Annotated in this window: 26 protein-coding genes; 17 read left to right on the top strand and 9 right to left on the bottom strand. The window is 70.7% G+C overall.

Going from position 1 to position 26,436, the window contains the following annotated elements; translation table 11 throughout:
- Nucleotides 1-20: 20 nt before the first annotated feature.
- A complete protein-coding gene (locus tag RBJ65_RS39510; protein WP_306321937.1) occupies nt 21-1,349 on the bottom strand; it encodes a family 43 glycosylhydrolase in 1,329 nt (442 codons plus the stop codon).
- Nucleotides 1,350-1,542: 193 nt separating this feature from the next.
- On the opposite strand from RBJ65_RS39510, the gene RBJ65_RS39515 reads away from it, so the two are divergent.
- The 5 genes from RBJ65_RS39515 (at nt 1,543) to RBJ65_RS39535 (ending at nt 6,328) form a co-directional block, all read left to right on the top strand.
- On the top strand, nt 1,543-2,769 hold the full coding sequence (locus RBJ65_RS39515; RefSeq protein ID WP_306322044.1) for an ROK family transcriptional regulator: 1,227 nt from the start codon (nt 1,543-1,545) through the stop codon (nt 2,767-2,769).
- Between the two features lie 19 nt (nt 2,770-2,788).
- Nucleotides 2,789-3,604 carry an ABC transporter permease gene (locus RBJ65_RS39520; RefSeq protein WP_306321936.1) on the top strand — a complete coding sequence of 272 codons (816 nt, stop codon included), beginning with the start codon at nt 2,789-2,791 and terminating at the stop codon, nt 3,602-3,604.
- Nucleotides 3,601-4,422, top strand: coding sequence for an ABC transporter ATP-binding protein (locus tag RBJ65_RS39525; protein ID WP_306321935.1), 822 nt, complete (start codon nt 3,601-3,603; stop codon nt 4,420-4,422). The genes RBJ65_RS39520 and RBJ65_RS39525 overlap by 4 nt, the downstream gene beginning before the upstream one ends.
- Before the next feature lie 66 nt (nt 4,423-4,488).
- Nucleotides 4,489-5,481, top strand: a complete 993-nt coding sequence (locus RBJ65_RS39530; protein WP_306321934.1) for an aliphatic sulfonate ABC transporter substrate-binding protein — start codon at nt 4,489-4,491, stop codon at nt 5,479-5,481.
- A 46-nt stretch (nt 5,482-5,527) separates the two neighbouring features.
- Complete coding sequence (locus RBJ65_RS39535; protein ID WP_306321933.1) at nt 5,528-6,328, top strand: MOSC domain-containing protein; 801 nt, start codon at nt 5,528-5,530, stop codon at nt 6,326-6,328.
- A 69-nt stretch (nt 6,329-6,397) separates the two neighbouring features.
- Here the strand turns inward: RBJ65_RS39535 and RBJ65_RS39540 are convergent, their stop codons facing one another.
- Nucleotides 6,398-7,375 carry a LacI family DNA-binding transcriptional regulator gene (locus RBJ65_RS39540; protein ID WP_306321932.1) on the bottom strand — a complete coding sequence of 326 codons (978 nt, stop codon included), beginning with the start codon at nt 7,373-7,375 and terminating at the stop codon, nt 6,398-6,400.
- 191 nt (nt 7,376-7,566) lie between these two features.
- Between RBJ65_RS39540 and RBJ65_RS39545 the strand changes: the two genes are divergently transcribed.
- Together RBJ65_RS39545 and RBJ65_RS39550 are read left to right on the top strand one after the other, a co-directional pair.
- On the top strand, nt 7,567-8,928 hold the full coding sequence (locus RBJ65_RS39545) for an NCS2 family permease (protein ID WP_306321931.1): 1,362 nt from the start codon (nt 7,567-7,569) through the stop codon (nt 8,926-8,928).
- Between the two features lie 80 nt (nt 8,929-9,008).
- Nucleotides 9,009-10,787 carry an adenine deaminase C-terminal domain-containing protein gene (locus RBJ65_RS39550; protein ID WP_306321930.1) on the top strand — a complete coding sequence of 593 codons (1,779 nt, stop codon included), beginning with the start codon at nt 9,009-9,011 and terminating at the stop codon, nt 10,785-10,787.
- Between the two features lie 20 nt (nt 10,788-10,807).
- Here the strand turns inward: RBJ65_RS39550 and RBJ65_RS39555 are convergent, their stop codons facing one another.
- Nucleotides 10,808-11,359, bottom strand: a complete 552-nt coding sequence (locus RBJ65_RS39555) for a dihydrofolate reductase family protein (protein ID WP_306321929.1) — start codon at nt 11,357-11,359, stop codon at nt 10,808-10,810.
- Nucleotides 11,360-11,546: 187 nt separating this feature from the next.
- Between RBJ65_RS39555 and RBJ65_RS39560 the strand changes: the two genes are divergently transcribed.
- Complete coding sequence (locus RBJ65_RS39560; protein ID WP_372341392.1) at nt 11,547-11,846, top strand: WhiB family transcriptional regulator; 300 nt, start codon at nt 11,547-11,549, stop codon at nt 11,844-11,846.
- 159 nt (nt 11,847-12,005) lie between these two features.
- Here the strand turns inward: RBJ65_RS39560 and RBJ65_RS39565 are convergent, their stop codons facing one another.
- Nucleotides 12,006-13,223, bottom strand: a complete 1,218-nt coding sequence (locus tag RBJ65_RS39565; RefSeq protein ID WP_306321927.1) for a M20 family metallopeptidase — start codon at nt 13,221-13,223, stop codon at nt 12,006-12,008.
- A gap of 10 nt (nt 13,224-13,233) precedes the next feature.
- On the bottom strand, nt 13,234-13,857 hold the full coding sequence (locus tag RBJ65_RS39570) for an NAD(P)-binding domain-containing protein (RefSeq protein ID WP_306321926.1): 624 nt from the start codon (nt 13,855-13,857) through the stop codon (nt 13,234-13,236).
- Between the two features lie 220 nt (nt 13,858-14,077).
- On the opposite strand from RBJ65_RS39570, the gene RBJ65_RS39575 reads away from it, so the two are divergent.
- The 3 genes from RBJ65_RS39575 (at nt 14,078) to RBJ65_RS39585 (ending at nt 16,258) form a co-directional block, all read left to right on the top strand.
- Nucleotides 14,078-15,133: an enoyl-CoA hydratase/isomerase family protein gene (locus RBJ65_RS39575; RefSeq protein ID WP_306321925.1), complete on the top strand. Its 1,056-nt coding sequence runs from the start codon at nt 14,078-14,080 to the stop codon at nt 15,131-15,133.
- A 175-nt stretch (nt 15,134-15,308) separates the two neighbouring features.
- Nucleotides 15,309-15,725, top strand: a complete 417-nt coding sequence (locus RBJ65_RS39580) for a hypothetical protein (protein ID WP_306321924.1) — start codon at nt 15,309-15,311, stop codon at nt 15,723-15,725.
- A gap of 77 nt (nt 15,726-15,802) precedes the next feature.
- The gene (locus RBJ65_RS39585; RefSeq protein ID WP_306321923.1) at nt 15,803-16,258 is read left to right on the top strand and encodes a hypothetical protein; all 456 of its coding nucleotides are present in this window, start codon (nt 15,803-15,805) and stop codon (nt 16,256-16,258) included.
- A gap of 10 nt (nt 16,259-16,268) precedes the next feature.
- Here RBJ65_RS39585 and RBJ65_RS39590 read toward each other — a convergent pair whose 3' ends face one another.
- The 4 genes from RBJ65_RS39590 to RBJ65_RS39605 form a co-directional block, all read right to left on the bottom strand.
- Nucleotides 16,269-16,937 (bottom strand): metalloregulator ArsR/SmtB family transcription factor, encoded by a 669-nt coding sequence (locus RBJ65_RS39590; RefSeq protein ID WP_306321922.1) that lies wholly within the window; start codon nt 16,935-16,937, stop codon nt 16,269-16,271.
- Nucleotides 16,938-17,013: 76 nt separating this feature from the next.
- Nucleotides 17,014-17,781, bottom strand: a complete 768-nt coding sequence (locus RBJ65_RS39595) for a S9 family peptidase (protein WP_306321921.1) — start codon at nt 17,779-17,781, stop codon at nt 17,014-17,016.
- Nucleotides 17,782-17,949: 168 nt separating this feature from the next.
- Entirely contained in the window at nt 17,950-18,465 is a 516-nt protein-coding gene (locus RBJ65_RS39600; protein WP_372341389.1) for a tyrosine protein phosphatase, read from the bottom strand.
- Nucleotides 18,465-19,064: an MBL fold metallo-hydrolase gene (locus RBJ65_RS39605; protein WP_306321919.1), complete on the bottom strand. Its 600-nt coding sequence runs from the start codon at nt 19,062-19,064 to the stop codon at nt 18,465-18,467. The genes RBJ65_RS39600 and RBJ65_RS39605 overlap by 1 nt, the downstream gene beginning before the upstream one ends.
- Nucleotides 19,065-19,281: 217 nt before the next feature.
- Between RBJ65_RS39605 and RBJ65_RS39610 the strand changes: the two genes are divergently transcribed.
- The 6 genes from RBJ65_RS39610 (at nt 19,282) to RBJ65_RS39635 (ending at nt 26,403) form a co-directional block, all read left to right on the top strand.
- Nucleotides 19,282-19,422: a hypothetical protein gene (locus RBJ65_RS39610; protein WP_306321918.1), complete on the top strand. Its 141-nt coding sequence runs from the start codon at nt 19,282-19,284 to the stop codon at nt 19,420-19,422.
- Between the two features lie 302 nt (nt 19,423-19,724).
- Nucleotides 19,725-21,848 carry a putative PEP-binding protein gene (locus RBJ65_RS39615; protein WP_306321917.1) on the top strand — a complete coding sequence of 708 codons (2,124 nt, stop codon included), beginning with the start codon at nt 19,725-19,727 and terminating at the stop codon, nt 21,846-21,848.
- Entirely contained in the window at nt 21,845-22,825 is a 981-nt protein-coding gene (locus tag RBJ65_RS39620; protein ID WP_306321916.1) for an ABC transporter ATP-binding protein, read from the top strand. Before RBJ65_RS39615 ends, RBJ65_RS39620 begins: the two co-directional genes overlap by 4 nt.
- Nucleotides 22,822-23,589, top strand: a complete 768-nt coding sequence (locus RBJ65_RS39625; RefSeq protein WP_306321915.1) for an ABC transporter permease — start codon at nt 22,822-22,824, stop codon at nt 23,587-23,589. Before RBJ65_RS39620 ends, RBJ65_RS39625 begins: the two co-directional genes overlap by 4 nt.
- Nucleotides 23,576-24,400: an ABC transporter permease gene (locus tag RBJ65_RS39630; protein ID WP_306321914.1), complete on the top strand. Its 825-nt coding sequence runs from the start codon at nt 23,576-23,578 to the stop codon at nt 24,398-24,400. The genes RBJ65_RS39625 and RBJ65_RS39630 overlap by 14 nt, the downstream gene beginning before the upstream one ends.
- 29 nt (nt 24,401-24,429) lie before the next feature.
- Nucleotides 24,430-26,403 (top strand): RiPP maturation radical SAM C-methyltransferase, encoded by a 1,974-nt coding sequence (locus RBJ65_RS39635; protein ID WP_306321913.1) that lies wholly within the window; start codon nt 24,430-24,432, stop codon nt 26,401-26,403.
- Nucleotides 26,404-26,436: the final 33 nt, after the last annotated feature.

Below are 26,436 nucleotides of genomic sequence, written 5' to 3' on the forward strand. Positions count from 1 at the left end.
CAGTTTGGATCGAGTCCAATCTAGGTCCGCTTCACGTACAGGCGGTTTCCCTCCGGCCCGGTCCACTCCAGGCGCACGACACCCGGCACCGCGGCATCGCCCGACCGGGACGGATCGGCCCAGTAGCCGAAGGCGGGGTTGCGGAAGAACGTGGCCCACAGGCCGCCGTGGTGGTCCGTGAAGAAGTTGTTGTGCCCGGCGCCGACCCCCGCCGTCCAGCGCTTCGAGTACGGGCCCTCGAAGCGGTCGGCGACCGCGACCACCGCGTCGTACTGGTACTGCGTGCGGCCCGTGCCCGGCGGGTCGTACGCGTGCCGGGTGCTGCCGTCGGCATTGGCGGAGGTCCGGTCCCAGGCGGCGTGCACCAGGAAGTACTTGCCGCCGTGCTTGAAGACGTACGCGCCCTCCAGGTACGGCTCCGGCGCGTACGGGGTCTGCCGGAACGCCGGGAGGTCCGTCGTCACGGCGATGTCCTCCATGTCGTCGCGGAACTTCGCGTACACGTTGTTGTGCAGGACGAGCCACGCGTCGTCGCCCTCGGTGAAGAGGCCGCCGTCGATGTGGTGGTACGCGCCGGGCTCGATGAAGGCGGGGCCGCCGGGCACCACGTCACCGAACGGCTTGTCGAGATTGCCTTCGACGAGCCGGTAGGGTCCCTCGACCCCGCCCTCGCTCACCAGCATGAACGAGCCGACCAGCTTCGAGTGGTCGCCCATGCACGCGACGATGTACCACTTGCCGCGGAAGCGGTGCAGCTCGGGCGCCCAGGCGTTGGCCCGCTTCCCGAACCGGTCGTCGTACCAGTACTCCTGCCACGGCGCGACGACCGTGCGCCCCGGCCGGTTCTCGGCCACGAACTCCGGCGACCACACCTTGCCGCGCTCCGCGCCGGGCCGGATCCCGGTGGTGTCGGCGAGCCGCCACGGCCCGCGCAGCGACGGGGCGGTCCACACGAAGATGCCGTCGTTCCACGGACCGGCCGCCGACAGGCCGGGCACGCGAGTGGTGCCGGTGGCGACGTACAGCGGACGCCCGTCGACGACGAAGCAGTTGACGTACGTGTCCCGCATCCACACCCGGCCCAACTCCTCGTCCCGGGGCCGCAGTTCGAGCGGCAGGACGAAGGAGTTGTCCTCGCGGGGCCACAGGTCCTTACGGGTGTCCGCGAGTCCGTACGGTTCGAGGGCGGGCCAGTTGGGCGGATACGCCCGCCGTGCCTCGGCCCCCTGGGGCAGTGCGCTCGCGGGCGCCGCGGGGAGCGCGGCCGCGCCCACGGCTCCGGCGATGCCGGTCAACACGCCACGGCGGCCCACGTGCCGTCGGGGCCCGTCGTTCTCGAAGCTGGTCATCAGGTGTGACTCCTCGGCTCGTCCGGCTCCCTGTGTGTCAGCGCATGCTTCAGCGCGCCCACGAATTAAGTCAAGAGGGCCTACATAAATGTGAGTTGCTCGCCGGTGGCCCCAAATGTTGCGGGCGTATGGCGATTTCCGAACGCCGCGCTGATTTCCGTCCGACTCATTGACGAAAATGGTCGGCGCTCACATGCTGTCCGGCATGCGCGAACACGACGGCCCGCTGACGCGGCTCCGGCGCGGCCACGAGCAGTCCGTACTCGAACTGCTCCGCAAACAAGGTCCGCTGAGCCGCGCCGAGTTGGGCACCCGCAGCGGACTTTCCCGCACCACGCTCCACGACATCGTCGGCGGCCTCCTCGGCAGCGGGGTCGTGGTCGCCACCACCCCGCAGGTCGAGTCCCGCAAGCGGGGCCGCCCGGTGGAGAAGCTCAGCCTCGACCCGGCCGCCGGTGAGGCCGTCGGCATCGACTTCGCGCGCCGCGCCGTCCACGTGGCCGCCGTCAACTTCGCCCACGAGGTGGTCGGTTCGGCGAGCGAGCCGCACGCCCCCGACCTCTCCTGGCCCGCACGCGTCGACATCGCGGAACACCTCCTCGCCGACCTCGCCACCGGCGACCGGGACCGCTCCCGCCTCGGCCACCTCGACGCACTCACCGGGATCGGCGTCGGCGTCGTCGGACCCATCGCCGACCCCGGCAGCGAACACGCCCACGCCCAGGGCATCGACGACCTGCCCGACCTGCTGCGCAAGCGGTTCGGCGCACCGGTCCTGCTCGACAACAACACCCGGCTCGCCGCCCTCGCCGAAGCCGTCTGGGGCGCGGCCGCCGACAGCGGCGACGTGCTCTACCTGCGCCTGTCGCACGGCGTCGGCGGCGGACTCGTCGTCGGCGGCGCCCTGCACCGCGGCCGGTACGGGCTGTCCGGCGAGTTCGGACACATCACCGTCGACCCGCACGGCCGCACCTGCGACTGCGGCAAGACCGGCTGCCTGGAGACCCGCGCCTGTCTCGACGCCGTCCTGTGCCGCTACCGCGAGACCGGGGGAGAGGCGACCGGCCTCGGCGGATTCCTCGACGCGGTCACCGCCGCCGAACCCGCCGCCCTCGACGTACTGGAGCACGTCGGCGCCGACGTCGGGGGAGTGCTCGCCGCGGTCTGTCACGTCGTCGGCGCGGGAGTCATCGTCGTCGGCGGCGAACTCGCCGAGGCGGGCCCCGCCCTCCTCGACCCCGTCGAACGCGCCCTGCGCCACCACCTGATGCCGCTCGCCCACCACCACGTGGAACTGCGCCGCGCGACGCTCGGCGAAACGGGCAGCGCGCTCGGCGGCATCGCCCTCGTGCTCCACGAATCCCCCCTGCTCACCCACTATCCGCGGCCCGCATCCGAGGACTCCGAGGACAACGCGTGAAGCCATCAGCGAGGCACCCATGGCTGTGATCACCCCCGCAGAGAAGACCGCCGCCGAGACCCGGCAGCGCAGACCCCCGCGCCGCGGCCGCGGCCGACCCCTGATCCTGAACGTCGTCTCCGTGCTGGCCGGCATCGGTGTGTGGGCCGTCGTCGCCGCACTGGGCTGGGTCGAGAACCTGCCCACACCGGTCGCCGTCGCCGAGAAGGCGGCGGACATGGTCTCCGACGGCACCCTGGCCTCCGACACCCTCGCGAGCCTGCGCCGCGTCCTGTTCGGCTACGCCCTCGGGGTCGTCGTAGCGGTACCCATCGGCTTCCTCATGGGCTGGTACCCGACCGCACGAGCCCTCGTCGAGCCGTACATCCAGTTCTTCCGCACCATCCCGCCGCTCGCCATGATCCCGCTCGCCGTGGTCCTCCTCGGCATCGGCGAGGTGCCGAAGATCGCCGTCATCTTCCTGGCGTCCTTCATGGCCTGCGTCGTCTCCGCCTTCCAAGGAGTCGTCGACGTCGACAGGACCCTCATCAACGCGGCCCGGGTGCTCGGCGCATCGGACCGCACCATCTTCGCCAAGGTGGTCGTCCCCGCCTCCACCCCCTTCATCCTCGTCGGCATGCGGATCGGCCTCGGCGCGTCCTGGGCGACCGTCGTCGCCGCCGAACTCATCGGCGCGCAGGAGGGCTTGGGGTACCGGATGCAGAAGGCGTCCACCTGGTTCGAAATGGACACGGTCTTCGTGTCCCTGATCACCATCGGTGTGCTCGGGCTCGTCATGGACCGGCTTCTGCTGCTGGCCGAGCGCCGCCTCACCGGCTGGCAGGAGCGTCGATGAACAGCGAGCCGACAGAGAACCCGATGAACGGCGACTCGATCAACAGCAGGATCAGTTTCCGGGACGTGGTGAAGACCTTCCCGCTCAAGACAGCCACCTTCACCGCCCTGGACGGCATCAGCCTCGACATCGCCGACCAGGAGTTCGTCACCGTCGTCGGCCCCTCCGGCTGCGGCAAGTCCACGCTGATGAGCATGGCCGCGGGCCTCCAGGAACCCGACTCGGGCGCCGTCCTCGTCGACGGCACACCGGTGTCAGGACCGGGCCCCGAACGCGGCGTGATCTTCCAACAGTACGCACTCTTCCCCTGGTTGACGGTCCGTCAAAACGTCGAGTTCGGGCTGAAACTGGCCTCCGTACCCACCGCGGAGCGCCGCCGCCGCGCCGCCGCGGCCATCGCCCTCGTCGGCCTCGACGAATTCGCCGACGCCCTGCCCAAGACCCTCTCCGGCGGCATGAAACAGCGCTGCGCCATCGCCCGCGCCTACGCCGTCGACCCCCAAGTCCTCCTGATGGACGAGCCGTTCGGCGCCCTCGACGCCCTGACCCGGGTCCAGCTCCAGGACCAGCTCCTCGAAACGTGGAGCCAGGAAAAACGCACCGTCCTCTTCATCACCCACGACGTGGACGAGGCCGTCTACCTCGCCAGCCGCGTCGTCGTCATGGCCGCCAGGCCCGGCCGGATCCACCGCGTCATCGACGTCGACCTGCCCTACCCCCGTACCGAAGAGATCAGGCTGTCGCCCGAGTTCCGGCGCATCCGCAACGACGTGTGGACCTCGGTCTACCACCAGGACACACCACCAAGGGCCGCCTGACCCACCCGCCCCACCCCACTTCACACACCCACGCAGACATCACGCAGCACCGAGAGGACATGCAGCATGCCCAGAAACAGGATCAGGCGCACCACCCGCACGGCGCTGCCCGCCGCCCTGCTGCTCGCGCTCTCCGTCACCGCCACCGCCTGCTCCAGCGGCGCGTCCGGGGACGACAACAAGGTGCGCTTCGGCTACATCGCCGACTACAACGGCGCCAGCCTCCTCGCCATCGCCGAGAAGCAGGGACTGTGGAAGAAGGCGGACCTGTCCGCCACCGTGAAGTCCTTCAACAACGGCCCCGTACAGATCCAGGCCCTCAGCGCAGGCAGCCTCGACTACGGCTACATCGGCCCCGGCGCCATGTGGCTGCCCGCGTCCGGCAAGTCGAAGGTCATCGCCATCGACACCCTCACCTACGCGGACCGTGTCATCGGCCAGCCCGGCACGAAGTCCATGAAGGACCTCAAGGGCAAGCGGGTCGGCGTCCCCGAGGGCACATCCGGAGACATGATCCTCAACATCGCGCTGGCCGAGGCCGGGATGACCACCAAGGACATCACCAAGGTCAACATGGACCCGTCCACCATCGTCTCCGCGTTCTCCTCCGGGAAGATCGACGGCGCCGGCTTCTTCTACCCAGCCATCGACACCATCAGGAAGAAGGTCCCCGGACTGCACGAGATAGCCAGCACCAAGGACACCAAGGACTCCTTCCCCACCGCGTTCGTCGCCGGAAACAAGGTGCCCGAGGCCAAGAACAAGAAAGTCATCGAGGTGCTCCAGCAGGCCAACGACTGGCGCCAGGAACACCCCGAGGAAACCATCGCCCTCACCGCCAAGATGCTCCAGGTCACCGAGGCCCAGGCCAAGGCCGACGCCTCGCACGTCGAGACACTCTCCACCAAGGACCTCGTCGCCAGGACCAAGAGCGGCGAGGTCGACACCTGGCTCAAGAAGCTCGGCGACTTCTTCGTCCGCAACAAGCAACTGGACGAGAACACCGACCCCGGCAAGTATTACGTGGGCGATCTGTACTCGAAGGCGTACGACAACTGAGGCGTACGCCAACCAGGGCGTACGACAACCAGGGGAGCACCGGCCCATGACACCCTCATCCACACCCCGAGTCACCTCACTCACGACCACCGCGGTCAAGGGACTCGGCATCGTGCGACGCGACGAGGTCGAACTGACGCGGACCGGGGTGGTCGGCGACCGGGCGTTCTTCATGGTGGACGCCGACGGCAAGCTGATATCCATGACCCGCACCGGCGCCTGGGCCGGACACACCGCCCACTACGACGCGGAATCCGCCGCGTTGACGGTCCACTGCCCGGACGGCACCGCCGTCACCGGCGAAGTACGGCTCACGGACACCCTGGAGGTCGACTTCTTCGGCCACCACAAGGTGCCCTGCCACGTCGTCGAAGGACCGTGGGCCGAACTCTTCTCGGAGCGCGCGGGACAACCGGTGCGACTCGTCCACCCCGACGCCGAGAACGGCGGCGTGGACCTGCGCCCCGTCACCCTCCTCGGCGACGCCTCCGTCGCCGAACTCGCCCGCAACTCCGGCCTCGACACGGTCGACGAACGCCGCTTCCGCATGACCCTCGGCTTCTCCGGCACCGAACCCCACGCCGAGGACACCTGGGAAGGCCGGACCCTGCGCGTCGGCGAGGCGGTGCTGCGCGTCGAGGGCCCGGTGAAACGCTGCGGCGCGGTGAACCGCGACCCGGTCGACGGCTCCGGAGGCGTCCGGGCCCTGTCCCTGATCAAGGGCTACCGGGGCCTCGGGCAGGCCGCCTTGGGCCGCGGCGTCCTGTTCGGGGTGTACGCGGACGTGCTGACACCGGGGCGGATCAGGGTCGGTGACACGCTGGAGCCGGTCGCGGCACCGTCGTGACACCACGCGCGCCGTCGGAGGCTCAAGGCATGCTCAAGGCACGCACCACCCCGCGTCACCCACCCCGCGTCACCCACCCCTCGGCGCCCCCGTCGACGCCCGCAGCACCGGCGCCGCGGGCACCCGTGACGTCACCGTCCGCCGCTGCCCGCCGACCAGTTCGTGGAGGCGGGTGACGGCCAGCGTGCCCACCTCCCGCAAGGGCACGTCGAGCGCGGTCACCGGCGGCGTCGTCGCCCCGAGCGTGCTCAGGTCGTCCGCCGCCGCCAGGCTGATGTCCTCGGGAACCCGCCGCCCGTCCGCCCCGAGCCCGTGCAACAGGCCGAGCGCCAGATAGCTGTTGTACGCGAGGACGGCCGTCGCCGCGCCGGGCAGCGCCCGCGAGGCGTCGATACCGGCGTCGAACGTCGGCGGCAACGGGCCCAGCACATGCACCCGGGCGCCCGCCTCCGACGCCTGCGCCGTGAGCGCCCCGCGCCGCTGCTCGTCCGCCCAGGAACCCGCGGGCCCGGACACGTACGCGATCTCGCGGTGCCCCAGGGCAAGGAGGTGACCGAGGAGTTCGGCGAGGCCCGCCGCGGTGTCCGCCACGACCGCCGGCAGCCGCCCCACCTGACGGTCGACCAGCACCAACGGCCGCCGCTTGAACCGCTCGCGCAGCGCCGCGTCCGTACCCACCGGAGTCACCATGATCAGCCCGTCCGCCTGCTCGGACAGCCGGTCGGCGAGGGCGGCCTCGCGCTCCGCGTCGTACTCGGACACGGCGATCAGCAGATGACTCTCGGTGTCCTCGGCCGCCTGCTGCGCGCCGATCACCAGGGGAGCGAAGAAGGGGTTGGACAGCGTCGGCACGATCAGGCCGACGAGCCCGGTGCGGCCGGTCGTCAGGGCGCGGGCCGCCGCGTTCGGCTGGAAGCCGAGCCGGTCCGCCGCCTCCCGCACCCGAAGCCGGGTGCCCTCCGCGACCATGTCCGGGCGCTGCAACGCCCGCGAAGCGGTGGCCTTCGACACCCCCGCCGCCCGCGCCACGTCCATGAGCGTCGCCACCGCTACCCCCTGTTCACATTCGCCTTATGCCGTGTCATGATACCTGCAACCGGTCTCTGCAACCGGTTGCAGGAATCGGTTGCAGAGACCGTACCCAGTCGGGCGCCCGCACGCCCCGCACACCCCGCGCCCCCTCCGCGCCGACGTCGCCGCGGGCCGCCCCGCCCACCCCTCATCCCGCCGAGGTCCCCATGTCCACCACCGCTCCGCCGTCCGGCGAGCAGACCGACGCCGACCCCGCACCGACGTCGCTCGTCGAGCGGCTCTTCCGCGTCCGCGGCCGCGGCAGCAGCCACCGCACCGAACTCGTCGCGGGCGCCTCGATGTTCATGGCCGCCGCCTACGCCGTCGTCGTGGTCCCCGGCCAACTGGCGGGCGCGGGAGTGCCGCACGGCGCCGCGACCACCGCCGTCATCATCGCCATCGCCCTCGCGACCCTCGCCATGGGCGTCATCGCCAACCTGCCGTTCGTCGTCGCACCCGGCCTCGGCGGCGTGGCACTCGTCGCGTTCACCATCGTCGGCCAGGACCACGTCCCCTGGGACACGGCCCTCGGCATGGTGTTCTGGTCCGGCGTCGCCTTCCTCGTACTGACCCTCCTCGGCATCCGTGACCTCGTCACCCGCCTCATGCCGATGAACCTCAAGTACGCCATCAGCGGCGGCCTCGGCCTCTACATCGCCCTCATCGGCTTCCGCGACGCCGACCTCGTCGTGGGCAACGCCGACAAGGCGGCCCTCGCCGTCGGCGACCTGTCGAAGCCCGCGGGGCTGCTCGCCCTCGCCGGCCTGCTGCTGCTCACGGCGCTTGCCGCGCGCAAGGTGCCCGGCGCGTTCCTCATCACCATCGCCGCGGTCACCGTCGTCGGCATCCCGCTCGGTGTCACCGAGGTGCCCGACAGCCTCTTCGCCGCGCCCGCCTCGCCAGGGCCGCTGTTCTTCCACATCGACATCCTCGGCGCGCTCAAGCCCGAGTACTTCCCGTACATCTTCGCCTTCTTCGTCTCCGAGTTCTTCTCCATGACCGGCACCCTCCTCGCCGTCTCCGGGCGCGCCGGGCTGCTCGACAAGGACGGCAACATCCCCGGCTCCCGCCGCCCCTTCCTCGTCGACTCGGTGTCGGTGATGGGTGGTTCGGCCGTCGGGGCGCCGTCGATGACGGCCTACCTGGAGTCCTCGGCCGGAGCCGACGCGGGCGGCAGGACGGGACTGTCGTCGGTGTGGGCCGCCTGCGGATTCGCGCTGCTGCTGCTCGTCACACCCTTCGCGCCGCTGATTCCCTCCGCGGCCACCGCGCCGGTCCTCATGTACATCGGCCTGAACATGCTCGGCGCCCTCAAGAACGTCGACTTCAAGGACCCGACCAACGCGGTCCCCGCGGCGCTCACGGTCGCCACCACCCTCTTCTTCGGCAACTTCGGTACGGGCATCGCCGTCGGCCTCGCCGCCCACGTCCTCGTCAAGACCGTGAGCGGCCGGGTCCGCGAGGTGCCCTGGCCGCTGTGGATCGTCATGGTCCCGCTGGGCTACTACTTCTACACACTCGTCCCGTGACGGACTTACGCACCCGGCCCGTGGCGGCCACGACACACCATCACGCGTGACGACACCCCTTTTTGAAGGAGCACGACCCCATGAGTGAGCAGCACGACCTCCGGATCCGCGGCGGGCGCGTGGTGTCCACCTTCACCGGCGAGGAGTTCGCCGCGGACGTCCTCGTACGAGGCGGGACGATCGGCGCCGTACTGCCCCCGGGCACCCCGGCCGACGCCCGCGGGGAGATCGACGCGAGCGGCATGCTGGTCGTCCCCGGGTTCGTCGACGCCCACATGCACATCGAGAGCGCGTTCCTGACGCCGCAGGAGTTCGCCGCCGTCACCCTCGCGCGCGGCACCACGACCGTCCTCGCAGACCCGCACGAGATCGTCAACGTCGCCGGGCGCGACGCCATGCGCTGGATGATCGACGCAGGCCGCGAGACCGCCCAGACCCAACTGTGGGGCGTGCCCTCCTGCGTGCCCGCCCTGGAGGGCCTTGAGCACGCGGGCGCCGCGCTGTCCGCCGACGACATCGCGGAGATGCTGCGCTGGCCCGGGGTGATCGCGCTCGGCGAGGTCATGGACTACCGGGCCGTGGTCGCGGGGGACCGGCGCATGCACGAGATCACCGCCGCGGCCCGCGCCCAGGACGTCGTCCTCGACGGCCACTGCCCGAACCTCACCGGCGCCGAACTCAGCGCCTACCTGGCCACCGGCGTCGACTCCGACCACACCAAGAACCGCACCGAGGTGGTCCTGGAGAAGGCCCGCCTCGGCATGACGATGATGCTCCAGGAGAAGTGCCTGAACGAGGAGGTGGCGCGGGCCCTCCTCGCCCTTCCGCAGCTCCCGCCGCTCTGCCTGGTCACCGACGACCTCGCCGCCGACCACATCGTCGACAAGGGCCACCTCGACCACATCGCGCGCGTCGCGGTCGCCGCCGGATTCCCGCCGCACGTCGTCCTGAAGGCGCTCACGTGGACCCCGGCCCAGCGGCTGCGGCTCCACGACCGGGGCGTCGTCTCGCCGGGCAAGCGCGCCGACCTGGTGCTGCTGCGCGGTGAACTCGCCGCGTTCCAGCCGGAGTTGGTGCTCGCCGGTGGCCGCGTGGTGGGAGAGCGCGGGGCGCCCGCGCGCTCCACGACGGCCGTCGACGCGGCGGCCTCCGACACCCCCGCCTCCGACACCCCCGCCTCCGGCACCCCGGCCTCCGGCACCCCGGCCCTCGCACCGCTCGACAGCCGCCTGGACGTCGAGCCCCAGCACCCGGACACCTTCCGCTGGCGCGTGGACCTGCCCGACGGCGAACACACCTTCCGCGCCATGCGGGTCAACGAACGCGACACGTACACCGAGGCCGCCGAGGTCCAACTCCCGGTCGAGGACGGGGAGGTGCGCTGGGAGGGCCACGCCACGCTCGTCCGCGTACGCAACCGCTACGGCCGCGAGGGCGCGGTGTTCGCCCCCCTGCTCGGCCGTGAACTCGCGGACGGCGCCGTCGCGTCGACGTACGCCCACGACAGCCACAACCTGCTCACCATCGGTACGTCCCGTGCCGCCATGGCCGCCGCGGCGGCGACGGTCGTCGCGGACGGGGGAGGTGTCGCCGTGGTCCGCGGCCGCGAAGGCGGGTCGACCGCGGCCCGCATGCCGCTGCCCGTGGGCGGTGTCCTGTCCGCCCGCCCGGCCGGCGACGTGGCCGACCAGGCGGCCGCGGTGCGCGGCGCGTTGGAGGACTGGGGCTGGTGCCACCTCAACCCGCTCATGAGCGTGTCGACCCTGACGCTCGCCGTGTCACCCGCCCTCAAGATCACCGACCGGTCGCTGGTGGACGTCGTACGCCGCGAGCCTGTCGGGGCGACGACGGAGAGCTGACCGGCCCGGCCCGGCCCGGTTCAGGCGGGCCGGTACGTCAGCTGGACATTGCCCGAGCGGAACGTCGTGGTCCGCCAAAGCTCCAGCGGAATCCGCCTGTTGAGGGTGGAGAACAGCGAGTGGCCCGCGCCGAGGACGAGCGGCGTCACGACGATGCGCAACTCGTCCACCAGCCCGAGTTCGAGCAGGCTTGCGGTCAGCTTCACGCTGCCGAACAGGGCGATCTCCTTGCCCGGCTGCCCCTTGAGCGCCGTGATCGCCTCCGCGAGGTCGTCGGAGCCGACGAGGGTCGTGTTGTTCCACTCCGCCTTGTCGAGGGTGGACGACACCACGACCTTCCGCACCCCGTTCATGAAGTCGACGATCTCGGGGTCAGGGCCGGTCGCCGTCGGCCAGTACGCGGCCATGTGCTCGTACCCCGCCCGCCCGAACACCAGGGTGTCGACGTACGCGTCGCTCTGGTTGGCGAACTCGAAGTACTCCGCGTCGACATTGCCCCAGTCGAAGACTCCGTGCTCGTCCTCGTAGTAGCCGTCGAGGCTGATCATCACGTAGGAGAAGAGTTTTCGCATGCGGCACAGTCTCCGCCCCACGCCCCCCAAATGCCCGTAACCGCACGCCTTTTGTCCGCTTCGCAGCCGCAATTGACCATGTGTTCAGAGGGGGTGGGGTGCGCTAGCTGCACGTATGGCCTAAAGTGACGACTCGACTACGCTGAGAGGCGACACGGAAAAGGGGGCGGGAGCAGTGCGCGACGAGCTGGTTTCACGGTGGGAACGGGCAGCATGCCGCACGACGGACCCCGACGAGTTGTTCGTCGAGGGAGCCGCGCAGAGCAGTGCCAAGCGGATCTGTGCCGGCTGCGTGATCAAGACCGAATGCCTGGCCCACGCGCTGGATCAGCGGATCCAGCACGGGGTGTGGGGCGGAATGACCGAGCGGGAGCGCCGTGCGCTGCTGCGCAGGCGGCCGACCGTCACGTCCTGGCGGCAACTGCTCGAGGCCGCCCGCGCCGAGCACGAGCGGCCTGTCCGCAGGGAACCCGCGCAGGTGTCATGAGCCGGGAGGGGCGCCCTCGGCCCCACGCCCCGAGCGTGAACCCGGCGATCACGACCGAGAGCAGGAACGACGCGGTGACGGCCACGAGCCCGACCGGGACGACCTTCCGGTCGTCACGTGTGCCGTCCGGCTTGAGGAGAGCGGTCATGGGTCATGTCGTCACCCGGCCCTCGCGATGTCACGGTGGTAGGCGGCCTCGACGAACCGGGCGCGCTGCTGCGGATCGCCCGCCGCGTCGACGACGGTCCAGGCGAGCGCCCGGCCCGCCTCCAGCATCAGCTCGTACGCCGCGTCGGTGTCGGCGACGGCCGTGAACCCGTGGGAATGGATGGGGACTTCGGCCCCCGGAATGCTCAGCCACGGATGCAGACTCGGAATCACCTGGCTGACATTGCCCATGTCGGTCGAGCCACCACCGAGCCGGCCCCCGGACGAGGTGTCACGCCCGAACGCCTCCATCGCCGCCGTCCAGTACCCGGCCAACGCGTCGTCCTGGACGAGCGGTTCGTACAGCGGCTCCGTCTCCTCGATCGCCACCTCGGTGCCGCTCGCCAGCGCGGCCCCCTCGAAGCAGTTCCGTACGCGCGTCAGCAGCGCCTCGTACTCGGGCAGCGTGAACGCCCGGCACTCGAAGTCGACGACCGCCCGCTCCGGGATGATGTTCGTGGCCACACCACCCTCGGACACGAACAGCGCCACCCGGTGATCACCCGGGATCTGCTGGCGCAGCAGCCCGACGGCGACCTGCGCGAGCGTGGCACCATCGGCGGCGTTCACACCCTGGTGCGGCGCCGCAGCGGCGTGCGCGGCGCGACCGGAGAAGGTGGCACGGTAGCGGCCGACGGCCTGCGCCGTCGTACCCGCAGGGTTGTACGACACACCGTCCTGCACCGGATGCACCATCAGCGCGAGCCCCACCCCGTCGAAGGCACCCGCCCGAAGCATCAGCGTCTTGCCGCCGCCGTGCTCCTCCGCGGGCGTGCCGATCGCCTTGAGCGTGATGCCCAACTCGTCGACGTGCGGGGCCAGTGCGAGGGCTGCGGCCACCGAAGCCCCGGCGATGAGATTGTGCCCACAGGCATGGCCGACATCGGGCAGCGCGTCGTACTCGACACACAGCGCCACCGTCAGGTCGCCGCTGCCGACGGTCGCCGTGAACGCGGTGGGCAGCCCGCCCGAGCCGTGCTCGACCGTGAACCCGCCCTCGGCGAGCAGCGCGCTGACCGCCGCCGCCGACTCCGTCTCCCGGAAGGAGAGTTCGGGGCGGGCGTGCAGTCCGCGCGCCAGCGAAAGCACCCGCTCCTCCCAGCGGGAGACACCGGCGGAGGTGTCCTTCTTGAGTCGGTCGCCGTCCGTGGCGATGGTGTTCTGGCTCATCGAGTACTCCTCAGTAGCTCAGTGACGGGAACGGGGAACCGGCGGCCCGGGCCGGGGCCCACACGGCCTCGGCCTCCGTGAAGAAGGTGTCGGCGCCGACCACAGGGCCGAACACCTCGGCGACCTTCGCCGCCTCGCCCCGGCCGGGGACGACACGGCGGTCGACGAACGAGCCGAGACCCTGCGGGAAGTGGGCGTCCAGGGCCGCGCGGGCCGTCGCGGCACCGGACGTGGCCGAGGCGATGGAGAAGGTGGTCGTGCTGTTCATGGTGCGTCGTTCCTTCACGCGTGAGGGTCGGTGCGACGGTACGGGCTGTCTCGGAGAAGACCGCGGCCGGCCCCACGCCGCCAGCGCCTCCCGCCACCGCTCGCTCGCGGCGGACACCCTGCTCGCGCCTAACGCGCCACTGATACTGGCGGCGGAGTCGGCCGGATCGACGCCGTACGCCTTCGCGACGGCCAGGGCCTCGCCGTCGAGGGCATCGGACTCGGCGCCTACGAACGCCGCCAGCCGACCCGCCACGGCACCCGTACGACCACCGGAGACGGGAGCGTCGACGAACGACACACCCCGCCCCACCGCGAGGCCGACGACGGCGATGTCCTTGTCGATGACGGCCATGTCCTCACTCATGGTTCTCATTCATGTGCACTCCCGCTCCTCGGAACCGACCGGCCGGTCAGTAGACGCACACCCGCCCCGTTCTCCGGGGCGATCGGATAGCCCATCGCCCTGGACAGCGGCACCTCGGGCAGGGCGTCGCCCAGCCACCGCCGGTCCCCGTCCCGCGGTTTCCGCAGGTCGAGGGTGATACAGATGGTCCAGCCGTGATCTTCACCGGAAGGAACCACCGTTGAGCTCCGACGCCGCACCCGTGCTGACGCCCGTGGAGGGACGCGCCGCGCACCTCACCCTGAACCGGCCCCGGGCCCTGAACTCGCTCACCCACACCATGCTCCGCTCGGTCGCCTCGGCCCTCGACACCTGGGAGCACGACCCGGCCGTCGAGACCGTCGTCCTCGACGGCGCGGGGGAGCGGGGCCTGTGCGCGGGCGCCGACATCCGGCTCTTCCACGACGACGCGCGCAGCGGCGACCACCACGCCTCGCGGGCCTTCCTGCGCGACGAGTACCGGCTCAACTCCCGTATCGCGCACTACCCGAAGCCGTACGTCGCCGTGATGGACGGCATCGTCATGGGCGGCGGCGTCGGCCTCTCCGCGCACGGCGGCATCCGCGTCGTCACCGAACGCTCCAAGGTGGCCATGCCCGAGGTCGGCATCGGCCTGGTCCCCGACGTCGGCGGCACCTACCTGTTCAGCCGCGCCCCCGGCCGGCTCGGCACCCACCTCGCGCTCACCGGCGCCACGATCGGCGCCGCCGACGCCGTACTGTGCGGCCTCGCCGACCACTACGTACCCTCACGGGCACTGCCCCAACTCCTGCGCGAACTGGCCGAGTCGGACCCACGGGAGGCCGTCGCCCGCCACGCCGAGCAGCCGCCGCGCGAGTCCGGGACGCTCGTCGAGCAACGCGACTGGATCGACGCCTGCTACGCCGCCGCCACCGTGGAGGAGATCGTCGAACGCCTCCTCGCCACCGGCGAGATCGCCGCGAAGGAGACGGCGGACACCATCCTGTCCCGGTCGCCCATGGCCGTGAAGGCGACCCTGGAGTCCCTGCGCCGCGCGGCCCGCCTCGACACCCTGGAACAGGCCCTCGACCAGGAGTACCGCGTCATCTGCGCGGCCCTGCACACCCACGACCTGCCCGAGGGCATCCGCGCCCAGATCATCGACAAGGACCGCGACCCGCACTGGTCCCCTGCGACCCTGCCGGAGGTCACGGCCGCCGACGTGGAGCGGTACTTCGCGCCACTCGGCGAGGGCCACGAACTGGGCCTCGGCTGACGACAGGCTCGCTCGCCCGCCCTCCGGAGGGGGCATCACCCTCCCCGCACCAACCGTCGACGCGGCTCCCGCACCTCCGGCACCAACGCCAGGCGTGGAAGGACGGGGAGGGGGTAGGCGCGCCGCCGAGGCGCTATGAGTGGAATCCGGCGTCTGGTCGGCTGAAGGGACGGTTATGGGGCAGGCTCGGGTTCGGTTCCCTGTGCGCTGGGAGGGCGGAGGTGTCCTGGTCGTACAGGTCGTGGGCCGGTTCGACACCGACGCCGCGACGGAGTTGGGCGCCCTGATGGGACGTCTGGACGCCACGGGGCAGTCGGGCCTGGTGGTGGACTTCCGGGACGCCGAACACTGCGGGGCCGACGCGGCGCGGCAGTTCGTCGACGCGGGCCTGGTCATGACGAAGGGCGGCGGCGCGCTCGCCGTCGTGGCGGGCCCCGCCCTGCAGGCCGTGCTGCGTGCGGCGGGAGCGGGACGGCTGCCCCTGGGGGTCCACGCGGACGACACCGTCGCCGTCAAGGAGGTCTCCGACCGGTCGGCGGGGCCGCTGGGGGGCCGGGACGCCGGCGCGGGGTCGGACTCCGCGCTGCGATAGGTACGCGGCGTGATCTGGTGCTGACGTGACCGACGGCGGCTGGGCATCATGGTCCGGTGGCCGATCGGGAGGGCGTCGTGAACACGAAGGTTCGGGACGTGGTGCGGGACGTGGTCGCCGAGGTGGCGCCGGACGAGGTCCTGCTGCTGGACAGCCTCGCGGGCCTGGACGACAGGCGGCTGACCCGGCTCTTCGCACAGCGCGTCCGCGACGAAGAGCCACGCGGCCGCGACTACGTCGATGTCAGCGCGATGGTCACCCCGGTGGTGTGGATGGCGGTGGACGAGGCCGCCCGCCGCACCACGGACCGCACCGTCGACCGCTTCACGCCACGCCGGACGCCGCTCCTGCACCACCTCTTCCGCCGCCGCCCGCCGTCCCCCTCCTCGATCCAGTCCCTCACCCCTGCGCAACTGAACTCCGTACGCCACCTGGTACGCGATCACGCACGCGCGGCGCGACTCGGGGACACGGCGGCCGAGGAGGTCGCGAGGGCGGTCGTCTGCAGGCTGGTACGGGAGTCGCAGGGGTGATGGGGCGCCGTCAGTCCGTCGTGTCGTCGCGGTTGAGCGCTACGCAGCAGTTGCCCGGTCGTGGGTCCATGGAAGGTGTCCACGGCGCGGGTGACAGTCCTTCGAGGAGGGCGAGGTTCATGCCGCAGATGAGGGCGGGAAACTCCTCGGCCAGTGCGTGGAAGGGGCAGTTGCGCAGGCGCAACACTCCTTCGTCGCAGAAGAAGGGCTCGTAGCCGCGCTGCCGCAGCGCCTCGACGAAACCGTCCGTGTCCGTGTCCGTGCCGGTGCCGGTATCCGTGTACGGGTGTGCCGCCCCGGCGGCCCGCGCGGCATCCTGGAGTTCGCGGTCGAGCCCCGCGTTCTCCACGAATCCGGCCAGCAGGCGACCGGCCGTGTCGTACGACCGGGGCGGAACGGACACGCTGTGCTCGCCCTCGGCCCGCCGGTACACCTTCGCGGGCCGGCCCGCGCCGGGCCCCGTGCGCCCGGACAGCCGCCGCGACGAGGCCGTCAGCAGCCCGGCCTCGACCAGCTTGTCCAAGTGGAACGCGGCCAGTGACCGGGAGACACCGACCGCCTGAGCGGCCGCGTCACGCCCGATGTCCTCCTGCTGGGCGGCGACGTGCCGGTAGAGGCGTCGGCGTACCGGGTCAGTGAGCGCACCCAGTGCCGCGTATGCGGAGTCGTCATTCGTCACGCGACGATTCTATGACCAGTGAGAACCGTCGATAGAGCCGCGTGCCGTACAGCTGGCCAGGGACCCGTCGTCCACTTCAGGGGCGGGCTTCGTCGAGGTACTGATCGGCCCAGGCACTGATGATGTGGGCGGCCCGCTGCGCCTGCCCCCGCGCGGTCAGCAGGTGGTCCGCGCCTTCGAGCGAGATGAAACTGCGCGGGTGCCGGGCCTCCTGGAAGATCTCCGCGGCGTTGTCGATGTCGACCGTGGAGTCGGTGGGGGAGTGCGCGACCAGCAGCGGGAGACTCAACTCGCCGATACGGTCACGAAGATGCGCCTTGCGTACGTCCTCGACGAAGGCACGCTTGAGGACGAGGGTGCGCCCACCGACGAACCATTCGTGCGAGCCCTCGCTGAGCACACGGTCCAGGACCGAGTCGTACTGCCGCTCCACGTGACTGGGGTCGACCGGTGCGGCGATCGTGGCCAGCGCGCGCAGGCCGGGGATCTCGCCGGCGGCGGCGATCGCGGCGGCGCCACCCCACGAGTGCCCCACCAGCAGGTCCACGGGGGTGCCGCGCTCGGCCATGTGGGCAGCGGCGCGGATCGTGTCCTGTGTCTTGACGGTGAAGGATCCGTCTCCCCAGTCACCGCCGGAGTCACCGATGCCGAGGTTGTCGAAGCGCAGCATGCCGATGCCCTCACGGGCCAGTTGCTTGCACACCCGTGAGGCGGCCGGTGAGTCCTTGCCGAGGGTGAAGCCGTGCGCGAAGAGCCCCCAGCCCCGGACCTCACCCTCCGGAAGGTCGATCACCCCGGCCAGTTCGGGACCGACAACACTCGGGAAACCTACTTTTTCTCTCATCGCGATGCTCACCCATACGGAAACCGGTCGGAAGACGGAAAAGCACGAACGACACCTGCCGATGCCGTCACGAGCCGACCAGCAGCATGTCATGAGCGGGCCACCCCTCCCGACGGCCAGCCGGACGCCACCACCGGAAACGGCACGTTCCCACGCCACTATGGGGCGCTACCGGCCCGGGGAGACGAGGCGGAAGAATTCCAGCGTCCACGCGCGCTGTTCCTCGGTGTCCGGCACCCGCGTCCCCCGAGCCTGTTCCATGGCCGTCCAGGCGGTCTCCGGCGACATGCCTCCCAGGATCATCAGGCAGACCGCGATCAGGGAGGACCGCCCGATGGCGCAGCGGCAGTGCACCACGACATGGGTGCCCGCCCGCAGCTCCTCGGCAAGGTGTCGCAGCACCGGCAGCACGTCGGGGACCGACGGGACCGTGAAGTCGGCGATGGGCAGGGCGACGAACCGCAGCCCGGCGGCCTCGGCGACGCGGGGTTCGTCGGCGAGGCCCAGTTCGGCGCGCTCGGCATCGGGGAGGGCGCAGACGACGACGCCGGCGCCTGCGTCGCGCACGGCTGCCATGTCGTGGGCCAGGTCCCCGTGGCCGCGAGGCCGGGTCATGGTGCTCAGGCGCCCTGGCCCTCGCAGACCGGCGACGGTGTAAAGGGTGGGGGCGGCCGGCTCGGGCATCAGACGGACGACCCCGGCGCGAGCCAGTGGTAGCGGCCGCCGCACTCCTCGGTGAGCCAGCCGTTCAGGCTGTCCAGGCCCCGCTGGTTGACCTGTCCGTCATGGATGCCGTAGGCCCGTTCCGGCTGTACGGCGCGCACGAAGTCGATGGCCTCGTCCGTCTTCAGCCAGGACGCCTGCAGGGGGACCAGCAGGGTCCGCACCGGTTGGTCGGGCCGGTGAAGGGAGTCCCCGGGATGGTAGAGGTCGTCATCCACGAGGTAGCCCAGGTTGGGGCAGTCCGGGAGGCCTCCGTAGATGCGCGCGTGCTGTCCGCCGTGCGCGCTCACGCGGAAACCGGCCGCGATGAACTCCTCACCGGCGACGACGCCGGTGAAGTCCAGGCCCGGGAGCCGCGCCGACTTGGGGGCGTGGACGGGAACACCCAGCCCCTTCAGCCGCGACAGGTCCACGTGATCGTTGTGTTCGTGGGTCACCAGGACCGCGTCCGCGCCGACGAGTGCCTCGGGCTCGCTCCAGACGCCGGGATCGATGACCAGCGTGCCGCCGCGATCATGCTCCAACCGGACACAGGAGTGGGCGTACTTGGTAATTCGCACCACGCGAGCATAGCCCGGAGACCTTGTCGATCCCCTCAGGGGATGGCGGGGAAGTGGCGGGAAACTGTCGGTCGTCCGTACCCCTCGAATGTTCCTGGACAAGCGGCGACTTCTGGATGGTGTGCGTGTTCCGGAAGCGGCGATATCTCGTCAACTTCCTTTCAGACACCCAGAGTTCACCTTGTGGCAAGAGAGGCGCACTGTTAGCTTCCATTTCATGGACATATCAGAATCGAACGTCGAGGAGCTCGCCGACCTGGCCGAGCTGGAATTCTCTCCGATCGCCCCGGAGGACGCCGCCGAGCTGGACGACCGTGTGTACCTGCTCGGTGTCCGCCCGGAGTTCGTGAACCGGTAACGTCCGCTCGTCGCCCGTCCCCGGCCCTGCCGGGGACCCGTTGTCATCCAGCGGTTCACCACCGGAAACGGTGCCGGACCCTGCCCTCGGGGATGGGGATTCAGTACGTGGTCATGGATCATCCGCCGGTCGGTCTTCCCGCTGATTCAGTGTTGCGGCTGCCGGTCGATGCCGCTGACACCACGCTCCGTGAGGCGATCGCCGAGCTCGACCCCGACCATCGTCTCGGGAGCGCGGAGCACCCCGTCTTCCTGACAGCATGGCTTTCCTGCCTGAAGGGGAGCTGCCTGTCGTTTCTCGGAATGAGCCCTGCCAGCCACCAGTGGCTGGCAGGGCTCGCCGGTGGCGGCTTCGCCGAGCTGCGCAGGGCCGAACTGGCCGCCGCCCTGGCCGCCGTGGATCCCGACACCGTGCTGCCCGACGACCCTGTCGAGCAAGTGATCGCTCTCGTACGGGCGTTGACCCAAGTCGAGCCGAGCGCAACCCAGTTCGTGCTCGGGCGACAGCCACTGTGGTGCGGCCCCGACTCGGGCAGCGGCCTCGCCTTCTCCTGTGATCCGTCGACCGGCCGGCCCGGCGTGACCGGCTCCTACCTCGCCGGCGGATCAGGAGCCGAATTGCTGGCGGCGGGCGGCGTGGACCTCGACGAACTCATGGAGACGCAGCCCTGGGGCCGCGAGGTGCGGGAGGCGGTGCACGCCGCCGAGACCGAACTCGACTGGCCGGCAAGGGCGGAGTTCGTCGTCGAACACGGCAGAGCCACCATCGTGAGAGCCACCCGAGCCCCCTTGCGCGGCGCCGCTCTCCTGCACGCCGTGGCCGACCGGTACGAGAGCAGCCGGCTGACCTCCGCGCATGCGGTGTCGTTGGTGGATCCCCTGGACCTCGAACAGGCGCGCTCCGCGTCCGTGCCGTCCTCCCTCGAACTGCCCGTGGCAGCGCGCGGCCTCGGCGTGTCCCCGGGAACCGCCTCCGGGACCGTCGTCTTCAGCGCGGCCGAGGCTGTCACCGCGCAGGCCGCCGGGGAGCGGCCGGTTCTGGTCCTCACCGAGTCGAGACCGGCGGACCTCCCTGGCCTGCTCGCCGCGACGGCCGTGGTCACCGAGCGGGGCGGGCAGACATCCCACGCCGCGGTCGTGGCGCGCGGACTCGGACTGCCGGCCGTCGCGGCCCTCGTCGACGGAGTACTGGACACCGACGCCAAGGCCCTGCGCACCACGAACGGCGACACCGTCCGAGCCGGTGCTCTCGTGACAGTGGACGGTCACGCCGGAGTGCTCCACCTCGGCGGCCCGAAGCAGCCCTCCGCCGAACACCGGGCCACCCTGGGACTGCCCGGCTGGCTGGACGACGCGCTGTCCACGCTGCCCGGCATCGCGGTGCGGGTGAACGCCGACACCGGCGTCGACGCCGCCGCGGGCCAGGCGCTGGGCGCGCGCGGAGTGGGACTGTGCCGGCTCGAGCACGTATTCCTCGGCGAACGCCACCAAGTACTTCAACGCGTTCTGATGGCCCGGCCCGGACCCGACATGACGGAGGACCTCGCGACGCTGCACGCCATCCTGCGGGCGGAGATCACGGACGTCCTCGCGGCCATGGACGGACTGCCCGTCACCATCCGCCTCCTCGACCCGCCGCGCCATGAATTCCTCCCCGACCTGACGGAACTGTCCCTGGCCACGGAGGCCACGGGCGCGCCGGCCGACCGGGACCGGCTCGACATCACCCGCCGCCTGCACGAGCACAACCCCATGCTCGGCGTGCGCGGCGTACGGATGGGTGTCCTGCTCCCGATGCTGACGGCCGTACAGATCAAGGCACTTGCGCAAGCGACCCTCGCGCTGCGCCGCACCGGCCGCGACCCGCGGCCCGAACTCCTGGTGCCCATGGTGAGCGCGCCTTCGGAACTGGACTTCGTCCGGGGCATCCTCGACGACGTCTGCGGCCAACTGGGAACCTCCCGGGCCGAGGCGGGCATCTCACTGGGGGCCATGATCGAGACCCCGCGGGCCGCGCTGCTGGCCCGGTCGATCGCACGACGCGCGGACTCCCTGTCCCTGGGCACCAACGACCTCACCGCACTCGTGTGGGGCCTGTCCCGCGACGACGCCGAACACCAACTGCTGCCCGCCTACCAGGACTTGGGCCTCATCACCGAATCCCCCTTCGCCCGACTGGACGTCGAAGCGGTCGGCGCCCTGGCACGCCAGGTCGCCGACGAGGCACGAGCCGTACGCCCGGACATCACACTCGGCGTCTGCGGCGAACACACGGCCGACACGGCGGCCGTGCGGTTCTTCACCGAGGCGGGCTTCGACTACATCTCCTGCACGCCGCCACGCATCCCCCAGGCCAGGCTCGCCGCCGCACGCGCCGCCCTTGCCCAAGGAGCGGCGGACGTTCACCCGACGGAGGCAGCACGTTGAGCGAACCGGCGATCGCCGTGGAACGGCTGGGCCGCGTCTTCACCGACCGCGGCCGCGACATCGCGGCCCTGCGGGACGTCAGCTTCCAGGTCGAGGCCGGCGAGATCGTGGGCCTGCTGGGCAGCAACGGTGCGGGCAAGACCACTCTCACCAAGATCCTCGCCACTCTGCTGCTGCCCACCACCGGCGTCGCCCGGATCTTCGGCCACGACGTCACCCGCGACCTGCGGGCCGTACGCCGGGTGACAGGTGTGGTGCTGGGCGGCGACCGCGGCCTCTACGCCAAGCTGAACGGCCGCGACAACCTGCGGTTCTTCGCCATGCTCGCCGGCGTGGGCCGACGCGGCCTGAGGGCCAAACTGGATGCCGCGCTGGAGGAGGTCGGCCTCGTCGCCGCGGCCGACCGCGCAGTGGAGACGTACTCCAAGGGCATGCGCCAGCGACTCCACATCGCCATCGGCATGATCGCCGAGCCGCGCGTCCTGCTGCTCGACGAACCCACCGTCGGCCTCGACCCCGTCGAGGCCGAACGGCTGCGCGGAACCGTCGCCGCACTGCGCGACACAGGCGTGTCGGTCCTGCTCACGAGCCACTACCTGCTCGACATCGAACGCCTCGCCAGCCGGGTGATCATCCTCGCGGACGGCACGCTCGCGGCGGACCTGCCGGTCGAGGACTTCGCCCGGCAGGCCGGCTACACGGCAACGGTGACCGTGCGCGGCACCGGCAGCCCGCCCGACGGCGCCACCGTGTCCTCCCCCGACATCACCGTCGGCGGCGTCGACGTGGCCGACGGGTCATGGACCCTCCAACTGCACGTCCGCGACTGGAGCGTCGGCTCGTTCGGCCTGCTGCAGCAGGCACTGGCACACGTCAGCGTCCTGGACGTACGCATCGAGCCGGTGCGGCTCGAGGACGTCTACTCGCACGTGGCCGCCCGCCTGACCACCGGCAGCCAGGTCGGCGGAGTGCGGTGAGCGGCGCCCTGTGGATGTTCGTGACCGCGTTCCGCATGGAACAGCGGGCCATGCAGCGCAATCCGCTGCTGCTGGTCAACTCCGCCATGCTGCCCATCGTGTTCCTGGTCATCGCGGTGGAGAGCGGCCTCCCCGACCCCGACGGCGCCGCCGAACTCATCGTGGCGGTCATGCTCACCGCGCTGTGGGGCTCCACGGTGTGGATGAGCGGAGGAGTCCTGCGCCGCGAACGCAGTTTCGGCACCCTCGCCCGATGTGTCTCCGGAGTCTGGTCCCCGTACCTGGTGCTGCTGGGCAAGAGCCTGGGCGCGACCGTGACCAGCATCGGCGCGATCTTCGTCAGCACCGGCGCCACCGCAGCGGCGCTGGGACTGCCGCTCAACGTGTCGCACCCGATGTGGATCGTCGTATCGCTCATGGTGCTGGTGTGCTCCGGCACCGCCCTCGGCGCACTGGTTTCCTGTCTCTTCCTGGTGACCCGCAACGGGCTCGTGTGGTCCCACGCGCTGATGTACCCGGTCTTCGCCGTGGGCGGGCTGCTCATCCCCACCCACGCACTGCCCGCCTGGCTGCGCTGGGCGCCCGATCTGCTCAGCCTGCACTGGATCAAGGACTGCCTGGTCGACGCGGCCACCGGAGGCATCACCCTCGCCCCACTGGGCGTGGCGATACTGCTGACGCTCGCCTACTTCATCGTCGCGGGCTTCGCATACCGCCGGTCCGTCGAGAGGTCCCGGAAGGAGGGCACGCTTGACCTCGCTTGACACCGTCCCCGGGCACGACGCCGCCCCGGCCCGCACGTTGCTGGCCTGGCGGGCGGCCGAGGCCGCCCGCATGGGCTGGCTGGAGTACCGCGCGCTCCAGACACCTGCCGGCCTGTTTGGCGCGACCCTGCCGCGTGGCGTCCTGCAGATCCTGTTCTTCACGACGCTCGCGGGCGTCCTCGCCGGTCCCGGACACCGCGAATACGCCTTCGCCGGGTCACTCGTACTGGCGTTGAGCAGCACCAACGTCAACGGAGTGGTCGCCGTACCCGTCCTGGACAAGCAGTACGCCACCTTCGCGCGGGTACGCACCGGCGCGCTGTCGCCCACCGTCACCCAGATCGCCCGAGTGCTGCCCTACCCCGTCATGGGCTGGAGCCTCCTCGTCGTCCAGGGCGCGATCGCGGCGCCCCTGCTCGGCATGACGGACTTCGCCCTGCGACTGCTTCCCTGGGTGTGGGTGTACGCGCTGATCGCACTGACACTCAGCGTGCTGGGGCTTGCCGGAGCGACGATGACCGTCGGCAAACGGGCCGATGTCGTGGCCCCGAACGTCCTGTCCTACCTCGTCATGCTGTGCAGCGGCGCGATCGTCCCGCCCGGCCGGGCGGAATGGGTGGACGCGATCGGACAGGTGCTGCCGGCCCGGCACGGCCTGGACGCCGTCCGCGCGGGAATGGACGGCCGACCCTGGATCGGCGACCTGGCCCTCGAGGCCGCCGCGGGCCTCGGGTTCACCGTCCTCGCCGCCCTGTCGATCCTGCTCCAGGCCCGGCGCGCGAGCAGACACGGCCACGACGACTTCGAGTGACCGATGTGCCCACACCCGAGGGGAACCCGATGAGCATCATCCGCCTGCCCCTGGCCGTACGGACCGAAGCGGACCACGAGGCGTCCGCCGCACCGCCCGGCAGAGCCCTGCGCGTCGCCCTGGTGAACATGCCCTGGGCACGCGTCCACGCACCCTCCATCCAGTGCGGACTGCTGCAGTCGATCACCCGCAGGGCAGGGCACGAGTGCGACAGCCACTACCTCAACATCGAGTTCGCCTCCTGGTTCGGCAGCAATGCCTACGACGGCATCGCCAACATCGCCTCCGAGCGCCTCCACCTCATGGGGGAGTGGCTGTTCTCCTACGCCGCGTTCGGCGAAGTGACCCCGGACGACGACTACTTCGCCGCGTACCCGGAAGTGAAGTCCATCTGGGACGAACTCACCGGCAAGGGCCTCGAGGACCTCGTGAAGCTGCGCCGCGAGCGGCTGCCGGACTGGATCGCCGAATGCGCGGCCAGACCGGTGTGGGGCGAGTACGACGTCATCGGGTTCACCTCCACCTTCCTGCAGAACACGGCGTCGCTCGCACTGGGCAGGAAGATCAAGGAATTCCACCCGGGCGTGACCCTGGTCTACGGAGGCGCCAACTTCGACGGGGAGATGGGGGCCGAGTACGCGAGGAAGCTGCCCTGGCTCGAACACGTGGTGACCGGCGAGGGCGATCTCGTACTCCCCGCACTGCTGAAGAACATCGCCGACGGCACGGACACCCCCATCCCCGGAATCCTGCGGCACGCCACCACAGACACATCACCGACCGCTGACGGATCGCCGACCGCTGACGGATCGCCGACCACAGACGCATCGCCGACCGCTGACGCCCAACGACCGCAGGTCCTCGACGACCTCCCCGTACCGGACTACCGGGACTACTTCACCTGGCTGGAGCGCTTCGACCGCACCCGGCTGCTGGGCCGGACCCCGGTACGGCTGCCCGTCGAGTTCTCCCGGGGATGCTGGTGGGGCCAGAAACACCACTGCACCTTCTGCGGCCTCAACGCACTCGGCATGGCATACCGCTCCAAATCCGGCGAGCGCGCCTTCACCGAACTGAGCGAACTGCTGCGCGACTACCCAGTGGTGCACATCGACACCGTCGACAACATCCTCGACATGGGGTACTTCTCGTCGCTGTGCGCGCAACTCGCCACGGAACACTGGGACGTGAACCTCTTCTTCGAGGTGAAGGCAAACCTCACCCGGGAACAGCTCTCGACCCTGAGAAGCGCCGGGATCCTGCGCATCCAGCCAGGCATCGAGAGCCTCAGCACCCACGTGCTGCAGCTGATGCGAAAGGGCGCCAGCAAGCTGATCAACATCCGGCTGCTCAAATGGGCCGCCTACTACGGAATCGATGTGGCCTGGAACATCCTGGCCGGATTCCCGGGCGAGACCGAGGAAGACTACGCCGAACAACTGCGCCTGCTTCCCCTGCTGCACCATCTCCAGCCACCCGGAGGCTGCGGAAGGATCTGGCTGGAACGCTTCAGCCCCTACTTCACCGACCCGTCCTTCCCCATCGACAAGGTCCGGCCCCGGGCCAGCTACAGCCACGTCTACCCGGCCTCGCTGGACCTCGAAAAGATCGCGTACTTCTTCGACTACGAAGCCACCGGCACGGTGTCCCACGAAACGGTGGCCGCACTGAACGACGCCGTCTCGCACTGGCAGACCCGCTCCACCGAGGCAAAACCCAGCCTCGTCTACCAGCGGCTGCCCGAGAAGCTGACACTCATCGACCGCAGGACCGACCGACCCCGCCGGGCCGTCCTCACGGGCTGGAAGGCGGACGCCTACGAGGCCTGCGGCGACGCACCCCGCACAGCGGCGGCGATCACCCGCCGACTCGCGTCGCTCGACCCGACCGTCCCCGAGGACGAGGTGACGGCCCTCCTCGAACAGTGCTGCCGCGCCGGCGTAATGGTGTCGGACGACGGCAAGTACCTCGGCCTCGCGCTTCCGGAGAACCCCGGCTGGTAGCCGCCGTGGCCCACTGCCAGAAAAGGGAGAGTT

Origin of the sequence: Streptomyces sp. KL109B (assembly GCF_030766935.1) — a bacterium.
In the GTDB taxonomy this organism is placed as follows: domain Bacteria; phylum Actinomycetota; class Actinomycetes; order Streptomycetales; family Streptomycetaceae; genus Streptomyces.

Excerpts from the sequence above, each read along its gene's own strand:
- RBJ65_RS39580 (WP_306321924.1), top strand. The coding sequence starts at position 15,309 with ATGGGGCAGGCTCGGGTTCGGTTCCCTGTGCGCTGGGAGGGCGGAGGT.
- RBJ65_RS39515 (WP_306322044.1), top strand. The coding sequence starts at position 1,543 with ATGCTGTCCGGCATGCGCGAACACGACGGCCCGCTGACGCGGCTCCGG.
- RBJ65_RS39615 (WP_306321917.1), top strand. The coding sequence starts at position 19,725 with ATGAGCCCTGCCAGCCACCAGTGGCTGGCAGGGCTCGCCGGTGGCGGC.
- RBJ65_RS39595 (WP_306321921.1), bottom strand. The coding sequence starts at position 17,781 with ATGAGAGAAAAAGTAGGTTTCCCGAGTGTTGTCGGTCCCGAACTGGCC.
- RBJ65_RS39510 (WP_306321937.1), bottom strand. The coding sequence starts at position 1,349 with ATGACCAGCTTCGAGAACGACGGGCCCCGACGGCACGTGGGCCGCCGT.
- RBJ65_RS39635 (WP_306321913.1), top strand. The coding sequence starts at position 24,430 with ATGAGCATCATCCGCCTGCCCCTGGCCGTACGGACCGAAGCGGACCAC.
- RBJ65_RS39610 (WP_306321918.1), top strand. The coding sequence starts at position 19,282 with ATGGACATATCAGAATCGAACGTCGAGGAGCTCGCCGACCTGGCCGAG.
- RBJ65_RS39545 (WP_306321931.1), top strand. The coding sequence starts at position 7,567 with ATGTCCACCACCGCTCCGCCGTCCGGCGAGCAGACCGACGCCGACCCC.
- RBJ65_RS39520 (WP_306321936.1), top strand. The coding sequence starts at position 2,789 with ATGGCTGTGATCACCCCCGCAGAGAAGACCGCCGCCGAGACCCGGCAG.
- RBJ65_RS39570 (WP_306321926.1), bottom strand. The coding sequence starts at position 13,857 with ATGAGTGAGGACATGGCCGTCATCGACAAGGACATCGCCGTCGTCGGC.
- RBJ65_RS39530 (WP_306321934.1), top strand. The coding sequence starts at position 4,489 with ATGCCCAGAAACAGGATCAGGCGCACCACCCGCACGGCGCTGCCCGCC.
- RBJ65_RS39555 (WP_306321929.1), bottom strand. The coding sequence starts at position 11,359 with ATGCGAAAACTCTTCTCCTACGTGATGATCAGCCTCGACGGCTACTAC.
- RBJ65_RS39600 (WP_372341389.1), bottom strand. The coding sequence starts at position 18,465 with ATGCCCGAGCCGGCCGCCCCCACCCTTTACACCGTCGCCGGTCTGCGA.
- RBJ65_RS39550 (WP_306321930.1), top strand. The coding sequence starts at position 9,009 with ATGAGTGAGCAGCACGACCTCCGGATCCGCGGCGGGCGCGTGGTGTCC.
- RBJ65_RS39565 (WP_306321927.1), bottom strand. The coding sequence starts at position 13,223 with ATGAGCCAGAACACCATCGCCACGGACGGCGACCGACTCAAGAAGGAC.
- RBJ65_RS39525 (WP_306321935.1), top strand. The coding sequence starts at position 3,601 with ATGAACAGCGAGCCGACAGAGAACCCGATGAACGGCGACTCGATCAAC.
- RBJ65_RS39535 (WP_306321933.1), top strand. The coding sequence starts at position 5,528 with ATGACACCCTCATCCACACCCCGAGTCACCTCACTCACGACCACCGCG.